This is a genomic window from Streptomyces sp. CA-243310 (assembly GCF_050936775.1).
In the GTDB taxonomy this organism is placed as follows: Bacteria; Actinomycetota; Actinomycetes; order Streptomycetales; family Streptomycetaceae; genus Streptomyces.
Window position 1 is genome coordinate 2123642 of sequence record NZ_JBNJMF010000001.1, and the last position, 17524, is coordinate 2141165.

Below are 17524 nucleotides of genomic sequence, written 5' to 3' on the forward strand. Positions count from 1 at the left end.
GCCCGTCGAGCCATGACCGACAACCGAGTCGCCGCATCCCAACCCGCCGCATCCCAACCCGCCGAGTCCCGATCCGCCGCCTCCCGGCTCACCGACCCCGGCCCCGCCGCCCCCCGACCCGCCGCCGCCCCGACCAAGGACGTCTCCCCGGGCAGCAGCCCCTGGCAGCTCGCCCGACGCGAACTCCGTCGTCGCCCCACCGTCCGCGTCAGCCTCTGCGTCGTCCTCCTCTTCGTCCTGATGGCCGTCGGAGCCCCCTGGTTGGGTTCGCTCGGCGGCTGGTCCCCGAACGAGTTCGACAAGTCCGCCATCGACCCCTACCTCGCGGGCCAACCCCTCGGCTCCTTCGGCGGGATCGGCTCCGCGCACTGGCTGGGCGTCGAACCCGTCACCGGCCGCGACCTGTTCGCCCGCGTCGTGGCCGGCGCCCAGGTCTCCCTCCTGATCGCCTTCGCCGCCACCGCCATCGTGGTGGCCGTCGGCACGGCCGCCGGGATCGTCGCCGGCTACTTCGGCGGACGCGTCGACGCGGTGCTCTCCCGCCTGATGGACCTCACCATGTCCTTCCCGTCCCTGATCTTCATGATCGCCATGCTCTCGGTGGCCAAGGACGTCAACCGGATCGTGCTCATGACCACCGTCATCGGCCTCTTCGGCTGGCCCGGCGTCGCCCGCGTGGTCCGGGGCCAGACCCTCTCCCTCAAGCACCGCGAGTACGTGGACGCCGCCCGCGTCGCAGGCGCCGGCTCCTGGCGCATCCTGACCCGCGACGTCCTGCCGGGCGTCGCCGGGCCGGTCATCGCCTACACCACCCTGCTGATCCCCGGAATGATCAGCACCGAGGCCGCCCTGAGCTACCTCGGTGTCGGGGTCCGCCCGCCCACCCCGTCCTGGGGCCAGATGATCGCCGAGTCCGTGGCCTACTACGAGACCGACCCCGTGTACTTCGTCATCCCGAGCGTCTTCCTCTTCCTCGCGGTCCTCGCCTTCACCCTGCTCGGCGACGCCCTGCGCGACATCCTCGACCCGAGGGGCGGACGGACGTGATCCTCTACCTGGCACGCCGGCTGCTCGCCCTCGCGGGCGTGCTCCTCGCCATCGCCGCCGTCACCTTCGTCATCTTCCAGGTCCTGCCGTCCGACCCGGCCGCCGCGGCCTGCGGCAAGACCTGCGGCCCCGAACGACTGGCCGACGTCCGCGCGTACCTCGGCCTCGACCAGCCCGTCTGGAGTCGCTTCGTCCACTTCCTCGCCGGCATCTTCACCGGCCGCACCCTCGGCACCGGGCAGTACGCCGTCCGCTGCGACTTCCCCTGCCTGGGCTACTCGTACGAGAACTCCCTGCCCGTCTGGGACCTGCTGATGGACCGGCTCCCCGTCTCCGCCTCCCTCGCCGTCGGCGCGGCCGTCCTGTGGCTCGTCCTCGGTCTCGGCGCCGGGGTCACCGCCGCCCTGCGCAAGGACACCGCCACCGACAGGACGCTCATGGTCGGCGCCGTCGCCGCCGCCTCGCTGCCCGTCTACTTCACCTCGGTGATGCTGATCTTCGGGGTCATCCGCGTCGCGGGACTGCTGCCCTACCCGACCTACCGGGCCCTCGCCGACGACCCGCTCGGCTGGGCCTCCAACCTGCTCCTGCCCTGGACCGCGCTCGCCCTGCTCTACGCCGCCATGTACGCCCGCCAGAGCCGGGGTTCGATGATCGAGGCGATGGCCGAGCCGTACATCCGCACCGCCCGCGCCAAGGGGATGCCCGAACGCACCGTCGTGGTCAAACACGGGCTGCGCTCCGGGATGACCCCCATCCTCACCATCTTCGGCATGGACCTCGGCGGACTCCTCGCCGGCGCCGTCATCACCGAGTCCATCTTCGGACTCCCGGGTGTCGGGAGGCTGTTCTACGGGGCGCTCGTCAGCTCCGACCAGCCCGTGGTCCTGGGAGTCACCCTGCTCGCCGCCTTCTTCATCGTCCTCGCCAATCTCGCCGTGGACCTCCTGTACGCCGTCGTCGACCCGAGGGTGAGGTACTGATGGACGCCCCCGCACCACCGCCACCCCTGCTGGAAGTCCGCGATCTGCGCGTCACGTTCACCACCCCGCGCGGGACCGTACGGGCCGTCGACTCGCTCGGCTTCACCGTCGAGGCCGGCCGCACCCTCGGCATCGTCGGGGAGTCGGGCTCGGGCAAGTCCGTCACCTCGCTCGCCGTCATGGGTCTGCACCGCGGCGCGGAGGTCGGCGGATCCGTCGCCCTCGACGGGCAGGAACTCACCGGGATGTCCGAGAAACGGCTGTCCCGGATCCGCGGCCGTCGGATGGCCATGATCTTCCAGGACCCGCTGAGCAGCCTGCACCCGTACTACACCGTCGGTGAGCAGATCGCCGAGCACGTCCGCGTGCACCTGCGGTCCGGGCGGGCCGCCGCCCGCAAACGGGCGGTCGACATGCTCGGCGAGGTCGGCATCCCCGAACCGGCCCGGCGGGCGGGGGAGTACCCGCACCAGTTCTCCGGGGGCATGCGTCAGCGCGCCATGATCGCGATGGCCCTGGCCTGCGAACCGGACCTGCTGATCGCCGACGAGCCGACGACCGCGCTCGACGTCACGGTGCAGGCCCAGATCCTGGAGCTGATCGCCCGGCTCCAGCAGGACCGGGGCCTCGGCGTCGTGATGATCACCCACGACCTGGGGGTGGTGGCCCGCGTCGCCCACGAGGTGCTCGTCATGTACGGCGGCCGGGTCGCCGAACGGGCGGGCGTGGACGCGCTGTTCGCCGACCCCGCCCATCCCTATACCCGCGGGCTGCTGGACTCGCTGCCCCGGCTCGACGACCCGGACGACGCCCCGCTGCGGGCCATCGCCGGCTCCCCGCCCTCGCCCGCGACCCCGACGCCGGGCTGTGCCTTCGCCCCCCGCTGCCCGATGGCGACCGCGCTGTGCACGGAAGTACGACCGGAACCCGTGCCCCACGCCGGCGGGCGGACGGTGGCCTGCCACCACACCGGGGCCCGGCACGCGAAGGAGGTGGCCTGATGGCCACGCCCACCACCACGCCCACGACCGCGGACGCCGCCGCGGACACCCTGTTGTCCGTACGCGACCTGACCATGACCTTCCCCGGCAGGCGATCGGTGACCGGGCGCCGGGGGGCGCCCGTGCGCGCCGTCGACGGGATCTCCTTCGACCTCGCGGCGGGCGAGACCCTCGGGTTGGTCGGCGAGTCGGGCTGCGGGAAGTCCACCACCGGCCGGATGCTCGTACGGCTGCTGGAGCCCACCTCGGGCAGTGTCGTCTTCGACGGCCGGGACATCAGTCGGCTCTCCCAGGGCGCCCTTCGGCCCCTGCGGCGCAGCCTCCAGATGGTGTTCCAGGATCCGCACTCCTCCCTCAACCCCCGCCAGACGGTGGCCCGGATCATCTCCGACCCGCTGCTCGTGCAGGGCTGGTCGGCGGCCGACGCCCGGCGCAGGGCGGTCGAGCTGATGGAACTCGTCGGCCTCGTCCCCGAACACGTCGACCGCTACCCGCACGAGTTCTCCGGTGGTCAGGCCCAACGCGTCGGCATCGCCCGCTCGTTGGCCACCGGCCCCCGGTTGGTCATCGCGGACGAGCCCGTCTCCGCCCTGGACGTCTCCGTACAGGCCCAGATCGTCAACCTGTTGGAGCGGCTGCGCGCGGAGCTGGACCTGGCGTACGTGTTCATCGCCCACGACCTCTCCGTCGTCAAGCGGATCAGCGACCGGGTCGCCGTCATGTACCTGGGCCGGATCGTGGAGATCGGCGACAAGCGCGCCCTGTACGAAAGCCCCCAGCACCCCTACACCCGGGCCCTGCTGTCCGCGGTGCCGCTGCCGGACCCGGCCGCCGAGCGGCGGCGCGAGCGGATCGTGCTGCTCGGCGACCCGCCGAGCCCGGCCGCCCCGCCAGACGGCTGCGCCTTCCACCCGAGGTGCCCGAAGGCGCGGGAGATCTGCCGGGCGGAGCGGCCCGTGCTCCGGTCCGCCGCCTCGCGAGAGGTGGCCTGTCACTTCCCGGGTGACTGACGGGGATCCCAGGGAAGGGAGAACGAAGGGTCCGGAGCCGACACGATCGGCGCCGGGCCCTTCGCCCCGTCCGCGCCGGGTGCGGGTGCGGGACGCGGAGTGCGGGTTCGGGTTGCGCGGGTCTTGGCGGTTCGTCCGCGGTGGGTGCGATTCCCCGCTCCGACATGGAGCGTATGGCATGTGAAATGTCACATAGGCTAGGCCGTTCGAGTGGTGGCCCCCGGCGCCCGGGCTTAGCGTCGAAAAGGTGGACCCGAACCAACAGCCCGGCGGCGCCGGGACCGACGGCAGGCTCCGAAGCGGGGGGCACACGATCGCGCTGCTCGTGATCGCCTCGTGCCAACTCATGGTGGTCCTCGACATCACCATCGTGAACATCGCGCTGCCACACATCCAGACCGCCCTCGGGTTCTCCACCGAAAGCCTCTCGTGGGTCGTCAACGCCTACACGCTGACCTTCGGCGGACTGCTGCTCCTCGGCGGACGCGCGGGCGACATCCTCGGCCGCCGACGCGTGTTCATCTTCGGCGTGCTGCTCTTCGGCCTGGCCTCGCTGTTGGGTGGATTCGCCCAGAACGCCGGGCAGTTGATGGGCGCCCGGGCCCTCCAGGGCGTCGGCGCCGCCATCGCCTCCCCGACGGCCCTGGCCCTGATCACCAGCACCTTCCGCGAAGGCCCCGAACGCAACCGGGCCTTCGGCGTGTTCGCCGGCGTCTCGGCCGGCGGCGGCGCCATCGGCCTGCTGGCCGGCGGCATCCTCGTCGAATGGCTCAACTGGCGCTGGGTGCTGTTCGTCAACGTCCCCATCGCGCTGATCATCGCCTTCGTGACGCCCCGGGTCATCCGCGAGTCCGAACGCCACTCCGGACACTTCGACCTGGCCGGCGCCCTGCTGTCGACCTTCGGCATGGTCGCGTTGGTCTACGGGTTCATCAGCGCGTCCCAGGACGGCTGGTCCGAGCCGGTGACGCTGGGGTCCTTCGGCGCGGCCGTCGCCCTGTTGACCCTGTTCATCGCCAACGAGCGCCGCTCGCCACAGCCGATCACCCCGCTGCACATGTTCGCCGACCGGAACCGCGCCGGAACCTACGCGATCATGCTCTTCTTCGCCTGCGCGATCTTCGGCATGTTCTTCTTCCTGACGCTCTTCGTGCAGAACGTGCTCGGCTTCAGCCCCCTGCGGGCCGGCCTCGCCTTCCTGCCGGTCAGCGCGATGATCGCGGTGATGGCGGGGACCACCTCCCAACTCCTGCCCAAGTACGGGCCGAAGCCGTTCATGGTCACCGGCTCGCTGTGCGCGGCCGGCGGGCTGGCGTGGCTGACGCAGATCGACGTCGGCTCGACGTACCTGGGCAGCATCCTGGGCCCCATGCTCCTGTTCAGCGCGGGCATGGGCATGCAGTTCGTCTCCCTGACACTGATGGCGCTCTCCAACGTCCCCAACCGGGAGTCGGGCGCCGCCTCCGGCCTGCTGAACGCCATGCAGCAGGTGGGCGGCTCGCTCGGCCTGTCGATCCTGGTCACGGTCTTCGGCACGGCCAGCCGCAACGAGGCCAAGGGCCAGGTGGGCTCCTTCCTGAGCACGGCCACCCCGGAACAGAAGGCGTTCTTCGCGCGGACGAAGCAGTTCCCGAAACCCTGGAGCGACCAGGTCCTCACCTCGGGCGTGAGCGCGGCGTTCGTGGCCGCGGCGGCCTTCACCCTGCTCACCGCGCTGATCGCGCTCTTCGTCATCCAGGTCCGCCCCTCGGACCTGGAACGACTCCAGGGCAAACACACCCAGACGGCCGTATGAGGCCGCCGGGGCAGCGGACGCCCTACCCGGCCACCCTTCGGATCCGGCAGCGCACCGGCCCCCGCGTCCGCAACGTGATGCCGGCACTGACCGGTACCACCTCGTCCACGGCCTCGAAGGCGTACTCGCGCAGGACCATCGCCGCCGCGAGCACCGATTCCAGCATCGAGAAGTGCTGTCCGACGCAGGCGCGCGGGCCCGCACCGAACGGGAACCAGGCGTGGCGCGGCCGGCCGGCCTGTGCCCGCTCGGTGAAACGGTCGGGATCGAAGCGGTCCGGGTCGGGCCAGTAGGCGGGGTGCCGGTGCGTCACCCACGGCGCCAGGATCACCTCGGCGCCCGCCGGTATCAGATGGCCGCCGACCACGGTGGCGGCGCGGGCCCGGCGCCCGAAGACGGGGGCGGCCGGGTAGAGGCGCGTGGTCTCCTTGAGGACCCGGGTGAGGTACGGGAGCCGGTCCAGGTCGGCGGCCTGCGGCGTACGGTCGCCCAGCACACGGGAGACCTCCTCGCGGGCCCGCGCCTGCACGTCGGGGTGGAGGGCCAGCAGGTGCAGGGCGAAGGCGAGGGAGGTGGCGGTCGTCTCGTGCCCCGCGAGCAGGAAGATCAGTACCTGGGCGCGCAGTTCGCCGGCGTCGAAGGTCCCGTCGTCCGCGTTCCGCGCCGAGGCGAGCAGGGTCAACAGGTCCCCCGCCGCCACGCCGTCGGGGTCCCGGCCGTGTGGGCCGCCGTGCCGCCGCCCCGCCACGATGCGATCACACACCGCGTGGAGGTCGTCCATCGCGGCGTTCGCCCTCCGGTTGGCCGCGGTCGGCCAGGTCCGGGGAACGGCGACGGCGGAGAACCCGCGCCGCAACACGTACTCCGTGATGACGGGGAAGCACCGGTCGACCACCTCGACGGCTGCGTCCACGTCGGCGCCGAAGAGGACCCTGGCCACCGTGCGCAGGGCGAGGCGCCGCATCTCGGCGCCGACGTCCACGATCCCGTCCGGGGCATCGGCCCAGGCGGCCGACAGGGAGCGGGTCTCGGCGGCGACGGCGTCCGCGTACCCGTTCACCCGCTGCCGCGTGAACAACGGCTGGATCAACCGGCGCTGGCGCAGGTAGTCCTCGTCCTGGCTGGTCAACAACCCGTTGCCGAACGCCTCCCGAACCTCCTGGTAGAAGACGTTGTCCTTGCGGAACTCGGCCGACCGCGAGGCCAGCACCTGCCGGACGCCCTCCGCCGAGAAGACGCAGTACAGCTCGGTGCGCAACCCGGGAGGTCCGGCGCCGATCCGCACGATGTCACCCGCTTCCCGGCGGGCCCGCACGAAGGTGCCGAGCGCGTCCGCCCTGAGCTCCCGCAGCGAGCCGAGCAACGCACCCCCGGGAAGCAGCGGTGGCGGCACCGGCGCGCCGGTGTCCGCGATGCCCTTCGCCGCCATGACCGACCCCCGCCTCTCTAGCGTTCCATGTAGACCACGGTGCCCGCCCGCCTGGCCGCGTCGATCTCCCGCAGGCGGTCGAAGTTGACGGGGGTCATGGTCGCCCGCCACTCCTCCATCGTCCGTACGCTCACCTCGGTGTGCTCCGAGGGATCGAGGACGAAGGCGCCGATCTGCTCGTCCGTGAGCGTTCCCCCGTCGAAGACGAAACCGATGTGGTTCGCCGGCCAGGCCGCGCCTTGGTGGGAGATGAAGTGCGCGGCCAGCAGACGCGGCTCGCCCTCGAAGGCCATGCCGGTCTCCTCCAGGCACTCGCGCACCGCGCACTGCCAGGGCGTCTCGCCGGGATCCATGTTCCCGCCCGGCCACTGCCAGGTCTCCGTCGCGTAGGTGGCCCGCAACTGCACCGGGCGTCCCGCGTCGTCGGTGAAGTAGAGACAGGCGTAACTGGTCGCCCGCGCGATGGTCTCGATGTACTCCGCGGGCGGAAGCCAGACGTTCGCCATGCGGACCCCTTTCACGGCTTGCGGCGTGGACCCCGATTGTCCCGCCCCCGCCCGCCGCGTCGACGCCTCTCGCGAAACCGGCCACCGGTTCGGGGGACAACGGCGCAAGAACGACCGAGGCCCCCGTTCCTCCGGCGCGGGAGGAACGGGGGCTCGAACCGCTCGCGTCCGATCGGCCGGACGCAAGCGCCTCAGATGTCGCGGAAGATCTCGATCTGGGCGCCGACCGAGTTGAGGCGCTCGGCCAGTTCCTCGTATCCGCGGTTGATGACGTAGACGTTGCGCAGCACCGAGGTGCCCTCCGCGGCCATCATCGCCAGCAGGACGACCACCGCCGGGCGCAGGGCCGGCGGGCACATCATCTCCGCCGCCCGCCAGCGGGTGGGGCCCTCCACCAGGACGCGGTGCGGGTCCAGCAGCTGGAGGCGGCCACCGAGGCGGTTGAGGTCGGTCAGGTAGATCGCCCGGTTGTCGTACACCCAGTCGTGGATCAGGGTCTGGCCCTGCGCGACGGCGGCGATGGCCGCGAAGAACGGGACGTTGTCGATGTTCAGCCCGGGGAACGGCATCGGGTGGATCTTGTCGATCGGGGCTTCGAGCTTCGACGGGCGGACCGTCAGGTCCACCAGGCGGGTGCGCCCGTTGTCGGCGGTGTACTCGGCGGAGCGGTCGTGGTCCAGGCCCATCTCCTCCAGGACCGCGAGCTCGATCTCCATGAACTCGATCGGAACCCGGCGGATGGTCAGCTCGGACTCCGTGACCACGGCGGCGGCCAGCAGGCTCATCGCCTCGACCGGGTCCTCGGAGGGGGAGTAGTCCACGTCCACGTCGATGTTCGGGACGCCGTGGACGGTCAGGGTGGTGGTGCCGACGCCTTCGACCTTGACGCCGAGCGCCTCCAGGAAAAAGCACAGGTCCTGGACCATGTAGTTGGAGGAGGCGTTGCGGATGACGCTCACGCCGTCGTGGCGCGCGGCGGCCAGCAGGGCGTTCTCGGTGACCGTGTCCCCGCGCTCGGTCAGCACGATCGGTCGGTCGGGGGAGACCCCGGCCTCGACCTGCGCGTGGTAGATCCCCTCGGTCGCGGTGATGTCCAGGCCGAACCGGCGCAGGGCGATCATGTGCGGCTCGATGGTGCGGGTGCCGAGGTCGCAGCCGCCGGCGTAGGGCAGCTTGAAGTGGTCCATACGGTGCAGCAGCGGGCCCAGGAACATGATGATGCTCCGGGTCCGGCGGGCCGCGTCCGCGTCCATGGCGTCCATGTCGAGGCGGGCCGGCGGGACGATCTCCAGGTCCACGCCGTCGTTGATCCAGCGGGTGCGCACGCCGATGGAGTTCAGTACCTCCAGCAGGCGGTAGACCTCCTCGATGCGGGCCACGCGCCGCAGCACGGTACGACCCTTGTTGAGCAGCGTGGCGCACAGCAGCGCGACACACGCGTTCTTGCTCGTCTTGACGTCGATGGCGCCGGACAGCCGCCGCCCGCCGACGACGCGCAGGTGCATCGGCCCCGCGTAGCCCAGAGAGACGATCTCGCTGTCGAGAGCTTCACCGATTCGGGCGATCATCTCAAGGCTGATGTTTTGATTGCCGCGTTCGATCCGATTCACGGCGCTCTGGCTGGTGCCGAGAGCATCGGCAAGCTGACTCTGTGTCCAGCCACGGTGTTGCCGGGCGTCACGGATGAGCTTGCCGATGCGTACGAGGTAGTCGTCTGCCATGGGTGCACGGTATCTCAGATATGAGATGGTGATCGCGTCGGGTGTGGCGGACGGGTGTCACCGACCGTCAGATCGCGGCCCCGCGTGGGGATGCGCGCGGTGCCCGAGGGGCCGAGCGGGAGGCCGTGGGGGCCGCTCCCGCCCGGTCACGGTGAGGGTGTCGCGCGTTCCTCCTGCGTCATATGGGGGAGTTGTTCCTTTTCGAGTGGTCTGCGCCGGCCCGGCGTGGCCGGGCCGGGCTCGTTCAGTGCCCGCAGGCGTGGTGTCGGCCGCCGTGCACCGCCGCGTACGAGGCCGGGCGCGGCGAGGTCCGCGCGCGCGAGGCCCGCGCCGAGGCCTCCCGCCCCGCCGAGGAGTCGGCGTCGTGTGCGACACGCCCCCGACCAGGGTCATCCGTACGCCCGTTCCGCTGATGTCGGCCACCGGGCAGCGGGTCACGTCGCGGTCCAGCAGCACCAGGTCCGCCGCCCTGCCCGTTTCCACCGTGCCCGTCAGGGCCTCCTGGCGCAGTTGCCACGCCGTCCCCGAGGTGTGCATCCGCAGCACCGTGTCCCGACCGAGGCCCTCCAGCTTCCGGTACAGCTCGCCCGCGCCGTGGGCGCCTTGTCGGTCGATCGCGGTCCGCAGCTGGTTCCACACCTGGAGCGCGTCCACGGGCCAGTCGGAGCCGCCCGTCAGACGGGCCCCCGCCTTCTCCAGGCTGCGCGCCGGGTACATCCACCGGTGCCGCTCCGGCCCGATGTACGGCAACAGGGCCTCCATGGTCCAGGTGTCCTTCGCGGCCCACTGGAGCTGCATGCAGGCGGCCACGCCGAGTCGCGCGAAGCGCCGCAGGTCCGCCGGGTCGACGAGTTGGAGGTGCGCGACGGCGTTCCGCGGGTCCCGCCGCCCGGTCGCCCGGAGGGCGTACTCGTACCCGTCCAAAGCGGTGCGCACCGCCCGGTCCCCGAGGCCGTGGGCGTGCATCTGCCACCCGGCGGTGTTGAAGGCCGCGGTCAGCCGGCCGTACTCGGCCGCGGACGTGTACAGCTCGCCCCGGTTCGCCGTCGGCCGGCCGTCGCCGTCCAGGTACGGCTCCAACAGGGCGGCCGTCTGCGCCGGGTGCTCGATGACCCCGTCCAGGAACACCTTGACCATCCCGAACCGCAGGCCCGGCACGCCCTCGAACTCCCGGCGCAGCCCGCGCGCGTACGCCAGGGCGGCCGCGGGATCCTTGGTGTGCCCCACCTCCAGGCGGATGGCCGGCACGATGCGCTGCGGCAGCCGCCCCGCCGCGGACAGGGCCCGGTACAGCTCCAGCTCGTGCCGCCCGACGAGGGCGTCCATCATCGTCGTCACCCCGGAGGCCGCCGCCAGCCCCAGCACCTCGGCGCAGGCCGCGACGAGTTCCGCGCGGGAGGGCTCCGGCACGTGCCGTTTCACCAGTGCCTGGGCGTCGTCCTTGAGCACGCCCGTCGGCTGTCCGTCGGGCCCCTTGACGATCCTGCCGCCCACCGGGTCGGGGGTCGCCGCCGTGATCCCCGCGATGTCCAGGGCCCGCTTGTTGGCCCACAGGTTGTGTCCGTCGCCGCCGACCAGTGCGATCGGTCGGCGGGTGGGCAGCGCGTCCAGCAGCGAGTGGTGCGGGGCAGTGCCGACGGGCAGCAGGCCGACCGGGTTCCAGTCCTCCACGACCAGCCAGCCGTCGGGCTCCGCACCCGGGCCGCCGGTGTCGGCGAGGAATCCGCGCAGGATCTCCGAGAGTTCGGCCACGGTGGTCTCGGCCCCCTCCAGGGAGGGTCGAAGCGACCGTTCCCCGGCGCCCAGCGGGTGGGTGTGCCCGTCGTGGATGCCGCTCATCACGGTGTTCCCGCGCGCGTCGACGACCTCGGTGTCCCGGCCCGCGTGACGCCGGACCACCGAACCGCTGCCGGTGGCCAGGATCCGCCCGTCCCGTCCCACGGCCACCGCCTCCACCGGCCGCCCGCCGGGCAGGCCGGTGAACACGCGGGCGTTGTGGAACACCAGGGCCGCCGAGCCGCGCCGGGCGGACGGGGCGCCGGCGGCCGAGGCCGGGCCGGCCCCCAGCAGGCCCGCGGCGCCGGCGGCCCCCACGGCGGAGAGGAGTCCCCGGCGGGACAGGGATGAAGAGGTCATGGCCACTCCCAGAGTCGGTCGGTGGCCTGGAGACTCGGTGGTTAACCCCTTAACCGGAACCCGCCCCGGACAACGGAATCCGCAGCCGAGGACCGCCCCCGGCACCCCTGCCCGGCACCCGGACCCCACACCCGGACCCGGCATCCGCCCCCGTCCCCCGCACCTGTACCCGCCGCGCCCCGCTCCGTACGATGTCCGCGTGCCAGGCCCCGGACCGACACTCGCCGACATCGCGCGCGCCGCGGAGGTCTCCACCGCGACCGTCTCCCACGCGCTCGGCGGCACCGGCCGGCTCGGTGAGGGCACCCGCCGCCGGGTCCGCGAGGTCGCGGCAGCCCTCGGCTACGGCACCCGGCGCGGGCCGCTCACCCGGAGCCTCGGCATCGCCGTCACCACGTACGCCGGCTCGCCCTGGGACTTCGCCGGCGTCGCCTACTTCTCCCGGCTGCTCACCGCCGCCACCTCGGCCGCGCACACCCGCGGCTACGCCCTGACCACCCTGCCCGCCGCCCGGGGCGGCGATCCCCTCTGGCACACCCTCGCCGTCGACGGCATGCTGCTGCTGGACAGCCCGGCCGGGGATCCGGTGCTCCGGGCGCTGCGGGCGCGCGGTCTGCCGGTGGTCTTCGACGGCCGGCCCGCCGACCCGTGGCCCGGGGACGCGTGGGTGGACAACGACCACGTCGCCACCACCCGCGAGGTGCTGGACCACCTCGCGGCCTCGGGAGCCCGCCGGATCGCCCTGCACGCCGGGTACGGCCGGGAGTTCTACACCGGGGCCGTCACCGCCGCCTACGCCCGGTGGTGCGCCGAGCGGGGCGCCCCCGAGCTGGTCGTCCCCTTCGACCCCGAGGACGCGCCGGGCCACGCCTTCGACGGCGCCTTCGCGGCGCGGGAGCGGCCCGACGCGGTCTACGCGGTGTACGACCCGGGCGGCAGGCAGGTGCTCGCGGCGGCCCGGCGGCACGGCCTGCGGACCCCCGGGGACCTGTTGCTGGTCTGCGCGAGTGAGGATCCGGTGTACGGGGAGAAAGAACTCTCCGTGACCACCGTCACGCTGAATCCCGAACGGATCGCCGCATGCGCGGTGTCCTTGCTGGTCAAGTTGGTGGAATCCGGGCATGCGGAATCCCCCGGCCAGCTGACCGTTCCGGCGGGCATGCGGGTGCGCGCCTCGTCCCTTCCCCCGGACATGTACTAGAGTTATCTCGACATCGAGATATCTGCCGAAGGCGTACCGCAGCCGCCCCCGCTGGTAAGGGTTACCTAACTTAGCCTTACCTTAGCGGATTGGCCAAGGGGCGTGGCGGCAGGATTGCGGTAATACGCGCGAATTCATGCATGAAGGAGACTGTCGTGTCGGCGAACAGCTTCGACGCCCGCAGCACGCTGCAGGTGGGCGACGAGTCGTACGAGATCTTCAAGCTGGACAAGGTCGAGGGCTCCGCCCGCCTTCCCTACAGCCTGAAGGTCCTGCTGGAGAACCTGCTCCGTACCGAGGACGGCGCGAACATCACCGCCGACCACATCCGGTCGCTCGGCAACTGGGACTCGCAGGCCCAGCCCAGCGAGGAGATCCAGTTCACGCCGGCCCGCGTGATCATGCAGGACTTCACCGGTGTGCCCTGTGTCGTCGACCTCGCCACCATGCGCGAGGCCGTCAAGGCCCTCGGTGGCGACCCGGCGAAGATCAACCCGCTCTCGCCCGCCGAGATGGTCATCGACCACTCGGTCATCGCCGACAAGTTCGGCACGAAGGACGCCTTCGCGCAGAACGTCGAGCTGGAGTACGGCCGCAACAAGGAGCGCTACCAGTTCCTGCGCTGGGGCCAGACCGCCTTCGACGACTTCAAGGTCGTCCCCCCGGGCACCGGCATCGTCCACCAGGTCAACATCGAGCACCTGGCCCGCACGGTCATGGTCCGTAACGGCCAGGCGTACCCCGACACCCTCGTCGGCACCGACTCGCACACCACCATGGTCAACGGCCTGGGCGTGCTGGGCTGGGGCGTCGGCGGCATCGAGGCCGAGGCCGCGATGCTCGGCCAGCCGGTCTCCATGCTGATCCCGCGCGTCGTCGGCTTCAAGCTGACCGGCGAGCTGCCGGCCGGCACCACCGCCACCGACCTGGTCCTCACGATCACCGAGATGCTGCGCAAGCACGGCGTCGTCGGCAAGTTCGTCGAGTTCTACGGCGAGGGCGTCGCCGCCACCTCGCTCGCCAACCGCGCCACCATCGGCAACATGTCGCCGGAGTTCGGTTCCACCGCCGCGATCTTCCCGATCGACGACGAGACGCTGAAGTACCTGCGCCTGACCGGCCGTGACGCCCAGCAGGTCGCCCTCGTCGAGGCGTACGCCAAGGCCCAGGGCCTGTGGCTGGACCCGGCCGCCGAGCCGGACTTCTCCGAGAAGCTGGAGCTCGACCTCTCCACGGTCGTCCCCTCCATCGCCGGCCCGAAGCGCCCCCAGGACCGCATCGTCCTGGCGAACGCCGCCGAGCAGTTCGCCGCGGACGTGCGCAACTACGTCAGCGACGACGAGGAGGCCGGCAAGGAGTCCTTCCCGGCGTCCGACGCCCCCGCGTCCTCCAACGGTGTGCCCACCAAGCCCACCCCGGTGACCCTGGCCGACGGCACCTCCTTCGAGATCGACCACGGCGCCGTCACCGTTGCCGCGATCACCTCCTGCACCAACACCTCGAACCCCTACGTCATGGTCGCCGCGGCGCTCGTGGCCAAGAAGGCGTCCGAGAAGGGCCTGACCCGCAAGCCGTGGGTCAAGACCACCCTGGCCCCGGGCTCGAAGGTCGTCACCGACTACTTCGACAAGGCCGGCCTGACCCCGTACCTCGACAAGATGGGCTTCAACCTCGTCGGGTACGGCTGCACCACCTGCATCGGCAACTCCGGTCCGCTGGACGAGGAGATCTCGAAGGCGATCAACGAGGCCGACCTCGCGGTCACCTCGGTGCTCTCGGGCAACCGCAACTTCGAGGGTCGCATCAACCCCGACGTCAAGATGAACTACCTGGCCTCCCCGCCGCTGGTCGTCGCGTACGCCATCGCGGGCTCCATGAAGGTGGACATCACCCGGGACGCCCTGGGCACCGACACCGACGGCAAGCCGGTCTTCCTGGCCGACATCTGGCCGTCGGAGGCCGAGGTCAACGACGTCGTGGCGAACGCCATCGGCGAGGACATGTTCAGCAAGTCCTACCAGGACGTCTTCGCGGGCGACGCCCAGTGGCAGGCGCTGGAGATCCCGACCGGCAACACGTTCGAGTGGGACCCCCAGTCCACCTACGTCCGCAAGCCCCCCTACTTCGAGGGCATGACGATGGAGACCACCCCGGTCTCGGACATCGCCGGCGCCCGCGTCCTGGCCAAGCTGGGCGACTCGGTCACCACCGACCACATCTCCCCGGCCGGTGCCATCAAGGCCGACACCCCGGCCGGCAAGTACCTCACGGAGCACGGCGTCGAGCGCCGCGACTTCAACTCGTACGGTTCCCGCCGAGGCAACCACGAGGTCATGATCCGCGGCACGTTCGCGAACATTCGCCTGCGCAACCAGATCGCCGCGGGCACCGAGGGCGGCTTCACCCGCGACTTCACCGTCGACGGCGCGCCGGTCGCCTTCATCTACGACGCCTCGCAGAACTACCAGGCCGCCGGCATCCCGCTGGTCATCCTGGCGGGCAAGGAGTACGGCTCCGGCTCGTCCCGCGACTGGGCGGCCAAGGGCACCGCGCTGCTCGGCGTCAAGGCCGTCATCGCCGAGTCCTACGAGCGCATCCACCGCTCGAACCTGATCGGCATGGGCGTCCTGCCCCTGCAGTTCCCCGAGGGTGCCACGGCCGCCTCGCTGGGCCTCACCGGCGAGGAGACCTTCGCCTTCACCGGTGTGGAGGAGCTGAACAACGGCACCACCCCGCGCACCGTCAAGGTGACCACCGACACCGGTGTGGAGTTCGACGCGGTCGTCCGCATCGACACGCCGGGCGAGGCGGATTACTACCGCAACGGCGGCATCATGCAGTACGTGCTCCGGAACCTCATCCGAGGCTGATAGCGCGCCGGGCGGAGCGATCCGCCGGCAGTCGGCACCATAGGGCCGTACCCCCGTCAAGGGGGTGCGGCCCTTCCGCTTGTCCGGGCGGTCGGGTATCGGCCAGGCAGGTGACGGTGAGGTCTCAACTCGGAAAAGCCGGGGCAGATACTTGTGCACGATCTTGCTCACCCGAGCGGAAGTGGACTATACCTGTGCCCGTCCGGGCCACCGCGAAACGAGCGGCCCCGGACCGGGGGACGGCGGGGACCTGCGGCGATGTCCGCATGCGCGGCTACCGCTTGCGGCTGTCGTTTTCCCTCCCTCCTTCACACCCCTGACGAAGGCGAGGACTTGAGCATGGGATCCACCTCCGCCCACGGCGAGAACAGCACCGGTGAGGGCCTCGGCCGCCGGAACCTGATCAAGCGCTCCGCGGCACTCGGCCTGATCGCCGTACCGACGATGAGCTTCCTGTCCGCCTGCGCCTCCGGCGGTGAGGAGACCCCCAAGGGCGGCGCCCCCAAGGGCGCCGTCACCAAGGAGAACCCCTTCGGCGTGGCCAAGGGCGGCAAGATGGACGTCGTCGTCTTCAAGGGCGGATTCGGTGACGACTACGCGAAGGCCTGGGAAGCGGCCTTCGACAAGAAGTGGGGCACCACCAGCACCCACCTCGGCACCCAGGAGATCACCGCGAAGCTCCAGCCGCGCTTCAACGGCGGCACCCCGCCGGACGTCGTCGACGACTCCGGCGCCCAGCAGATCAAGATCGACGTGCTCGCCAAGGCCGGTCAGCTCGCCGACCTCACCCAGGTGCTCGACTCGCCCTCGCTCGACGACCCGAGCAAGAAGGTGCGCGACGTCCTCATCGCCGGCACCGTCGAACAGGGCACCCAGGGCGGCAAGTTCGTCGCCCTCAACTACGTCTACACCGTGTTCGGCCTCTGGTACTCCGGCAAGCTCTTCAAGGAGAAGGGCTGGACCGAGCCGAAGACCTGGGACGAGTTCCTCGCGGTCTGCGCCAAGGCCAAGGAGGCCGGCATCGGCGGCCTCGCCCACCAGGGCAAGTTCCCGTACTACATCAACGTCGTCATCATGGACCTGATCGCCAAGAAGGGCGGTCTGGACGCCATGAAGGCGATCGACAACCTCGAATCGAACGCCTTCGAGGGCAACCCGGCCGCCCTCGCCGCGGTCGAGGCCGTGTACGAGGTGGTGGAGAAGGGCCTCCTGATGCCGGGCACCAACGGCCTCACCCACACGGAGTCCCAGACGGCCTGGAACCAGTACAAGGCCGCCTTCATCCCCTCCGGCTCCTGGCTGGAGAACGAGCAGCTCAAGCAGACCCCCGAGGACTTCGACATGAAGTTCCTCCCGGTCCCGGTGCTCGCGGACAGCAAGCTGCCCTTCGAGGCGATCCGCGCCGGCGCCGGCGAGCCGTTCATCGTCCCGGAGAAGGCCGCGAACAAGGCCGGCGGCCTGGAGTTCCTCCGCTCGATGCTGTCCCGCGAGTGGTCCACCCTCTTCGCGCAGCAGGCCAACTCCCTCACCGTCGTCAAGGACGGCGTGGACCCGAACGTCAAGCTGCGGCCGGGCACCCAGTCGGCCGTCACCGCCCTCAAGGGAGCCGGCACGAACACGTTCAACTACCTGTACCCCGACTGGTACAGCGAGATGGACGCCGACATCCAGAACGCGTCCAACGAGCTGATGGCCAAGCGCATCCAGCCCAAGGAATGGATCAAGCGGGCCCAGGCCGCGGTCGACAAGGCCGCCAAGAGCCCGAACGCCAAGAACAACAAGCGCAGCTGACACCGCGTCCACCGGTCACCCGGCACCTCCAGGG

Annotated in this window: 12 protein-coding genes; 8 read left to right on the top strand and 4 right to left on the bottom strand. The window is 71.1% G+C overall.

The window, feature by feature from the left end:
* Window positions 1-12: 12 nt before the first annotated feature.
* The 5 genes from ACQEVM_RS09790 to ACQEVM_RS09810 all read left to right on the top strand — a co-directional run bounded on the left by ACQEVM_RS09790 (window position 13) and on the right by ACQEVM_RS09810 (window position 5836).
* Entirely contained in the window at window positions 13-1047 is a 1035-nt protein-coding gene (locus ACQEVM_RS09790; protein WP_433076973.1) for an ABC transporter permease, read from the top strand.
* The gene (locus ACQEVM_RS09795; RefSeq protein ID WP_433076976.1) at window positions 1044-2030 is read left to right on the top strand and encodes an ABC transporter permease; all 987 of its coding nucleotides are present in this window, start codon (window positions 1044-1046) and stop codon (window positions 2028-2030) included. The genes ACQEVM_RS09790 and ACQEVM_RS09795 overlap by 4 nt, the downstream gene beginning before the upstream one ends.
* Window positions 2030-3031, top strand: a complete 1002-nt coding sequence (locus tag ACQEVM_RS09800) for an ABC transporter ATP-binding protein (RefSeq protein ID WP_433076979.1) — start codon at window positions 2030-2032, stop codon at window positions 3029-3031. Before ACQEVM_RS09795 ends, ACQEVM_RS09800 begins: the two co-directional genes overlap by 1 nt.
* On the top strand, window positions 3031-4041 hold the full coding sequence (locus ACQEVM_RS09805) for an ABC transporter ATP-binding protein (protein WP_433076982.1): 1011 nt from the start codon (window positions 3031-3033) through the stop codon (window positions 4039-4041). The genes ACQEVM_RS09800 and ACQEVM_RS09805 overlap by 1 nt, the downstream gene beginning before the upstream one ends.
* Window positions 4042-4354: 313 nt before the next feature.
* Window positions 4355-5836, top strand: coding sequence for an MFS transporter (locus ACQEVM_RS09810; RefSeq protein ID WP_433079907.1), 1482 nt, complete (start codon window positions 4355-4357; stop codon window positions 5834-5836).
* Between the two features lie 22 nt (window positions 5837-5858).
* Here the strand turns inward: ACQEVM_RS09810 and ACQEVM_RS09815 are convergent, their stop codons facing one another.
* The 4 genes from ACQEVM_RS09815 to ACQEVM_RS09830 form a co-directional block, all read right to left on the bottom strand.
* Entirely contained in the window at window positions 5859-7265 is a 1407-nt protein-coding gene (locus tag ACQEVM_RS09815) for a cytochrome P450 (protein WP_433076985.1), read from the bottom strand.
* 17 nt (window positions 7266-7282) lie between these two features.
* Window positions 7283-7771 carry an NUDIX domain-containing protein gene (locus ACQEVM_RS09820; RefSeq protein ID WP_433076987.1) on the bottom strand — a complete coding sequence of 163 codons (489 nt, stop codon included), beginning with the start codon at window positions 7769-7771 and terminating at the stop codon, window positions 7283-7285.
* Between the two features lie 191 nt (window positions 7772-7962).
* Entirely contained in the window at window positions 7963-9492 is a 1530-nt protein-coding gene (locus ACQEVM_RS09825) for a helix-turn-helix domain-containing protein (protein WP_053684679.1), read from the bottom strand.
* Window positions 9493-9549: 57 nt separating this feature from the next.
* Entirely contained in the window at window positions 9550-11628 is a 2079-nt protein-coding gene (locus ACQEVM_RS09830; protein WP_433076990.1) for an amidohydrolase, read from the bottom strand.
* 199 nt (window positions 11629-11827) lie between these two features.
* Here ACQEVM_RS09830 and ACQEVM_RS09835 point away from each other — a divergent pair, with 199 nt between their 5' ends.
* From ACQEVM_RS09835 to ngcE, 3 genes are all read left to right on the top strand, one after another.
* Complete coding sequence (locus ACQEVM_RS09835; RefSeq protein ID WP_433076993.1) at window positions 11828-12829, top strand: LacI family DNA-binding transcriptional regulator; 1002 nt, start codon at window positions 11828-11830, stop codon at window positions 12827-12829.
* Window positions 12830-12984: 155 nt separating this feature from the next.
* Window positions 12985-15699 carry an aconitate hydratase AcnA gene (gene acnA / locus ACQEVM_RS09840; protein WP_433076995.1) on the top strand — a complete coding sequence of 905 codons (2715 nt, stop codon included), beginning with the start codon at window positions 12985-12987 and terminating at the stop codon, window positions 15697-15699.
* 339 nt (window positions 15700-16038) lie between these two features.
* On the top strand, window positions 16039-17490 hold the full coding sequence (gene ngcE / locus ACQEVM_RS09845) for an N-acetylglucosamine/diacetylchitobiose ABC transporter substrate-binding protein (protein ID WP_433076998.1): 1452 nt from the start codon (window positions 16039-16041) through the stop codon (window positions 17488-17490).
* Window positions 17491-17524 lie beyond the last annotated feature (34 nt).

Coding starts and splice junctions, on each gene's coding strand:
- ACQEVM_RS09790 (WP_433076973.1), top strand. CDS start 13: ATGACCGACAACCGAGTCGCCGCATCCCAACCCGCCGCATCCCAACCC.
- ACQEVM_RS09800 (WP_433076979.1), top strand. CDS start 2,030: ATGGACGCCCCCGCACCACCGCCACCCCTGCTGGAAGTCCGCGATCTG.
- ACQEVM_RS09805 (WP_433076982.1), top strand. CDS start 3,031: ATGGCCACGCCCACCACCACGCCCACGACCGCGGACGCCGCCGCGGAC.
- ACQEVM_RS09815 (WP_433076985.1), bottom strand. CDS start 7,265: ATGGCGGCGAAGGGCATCGCGGACACCGGCGCGCCGGTGCCGCCACCG.
- ACQEVM_RS09820 (WP_433076987.1), bottom strand. CDS start 7,771: ATGGCGAACGTCTGGCTTCCGCCCGCGGAGTACATCGAGACCATCGCG.
- ACQEVM_RS09825 (WP_053684679.1), bottom strand. CDS start 9,492: ATGGCAGACGACTACCTCGTACGCATCGGCAAGCTCATCCGTGACGCC.
- ACQEVM_RS09830 (WP_433076990.1), bottom strand. CDS start 11,628: ATGACCTCTTCATCCCTGTCCCGCCGGGGACTCCTCTCCGCCGTGGGG.
- ngcE (WP_433076998.1), top strand. CDS start 16,039: ATGGGATCCACCTCCGCCCACGGCGAGAACAGCACCGGTGAGGGCCTC.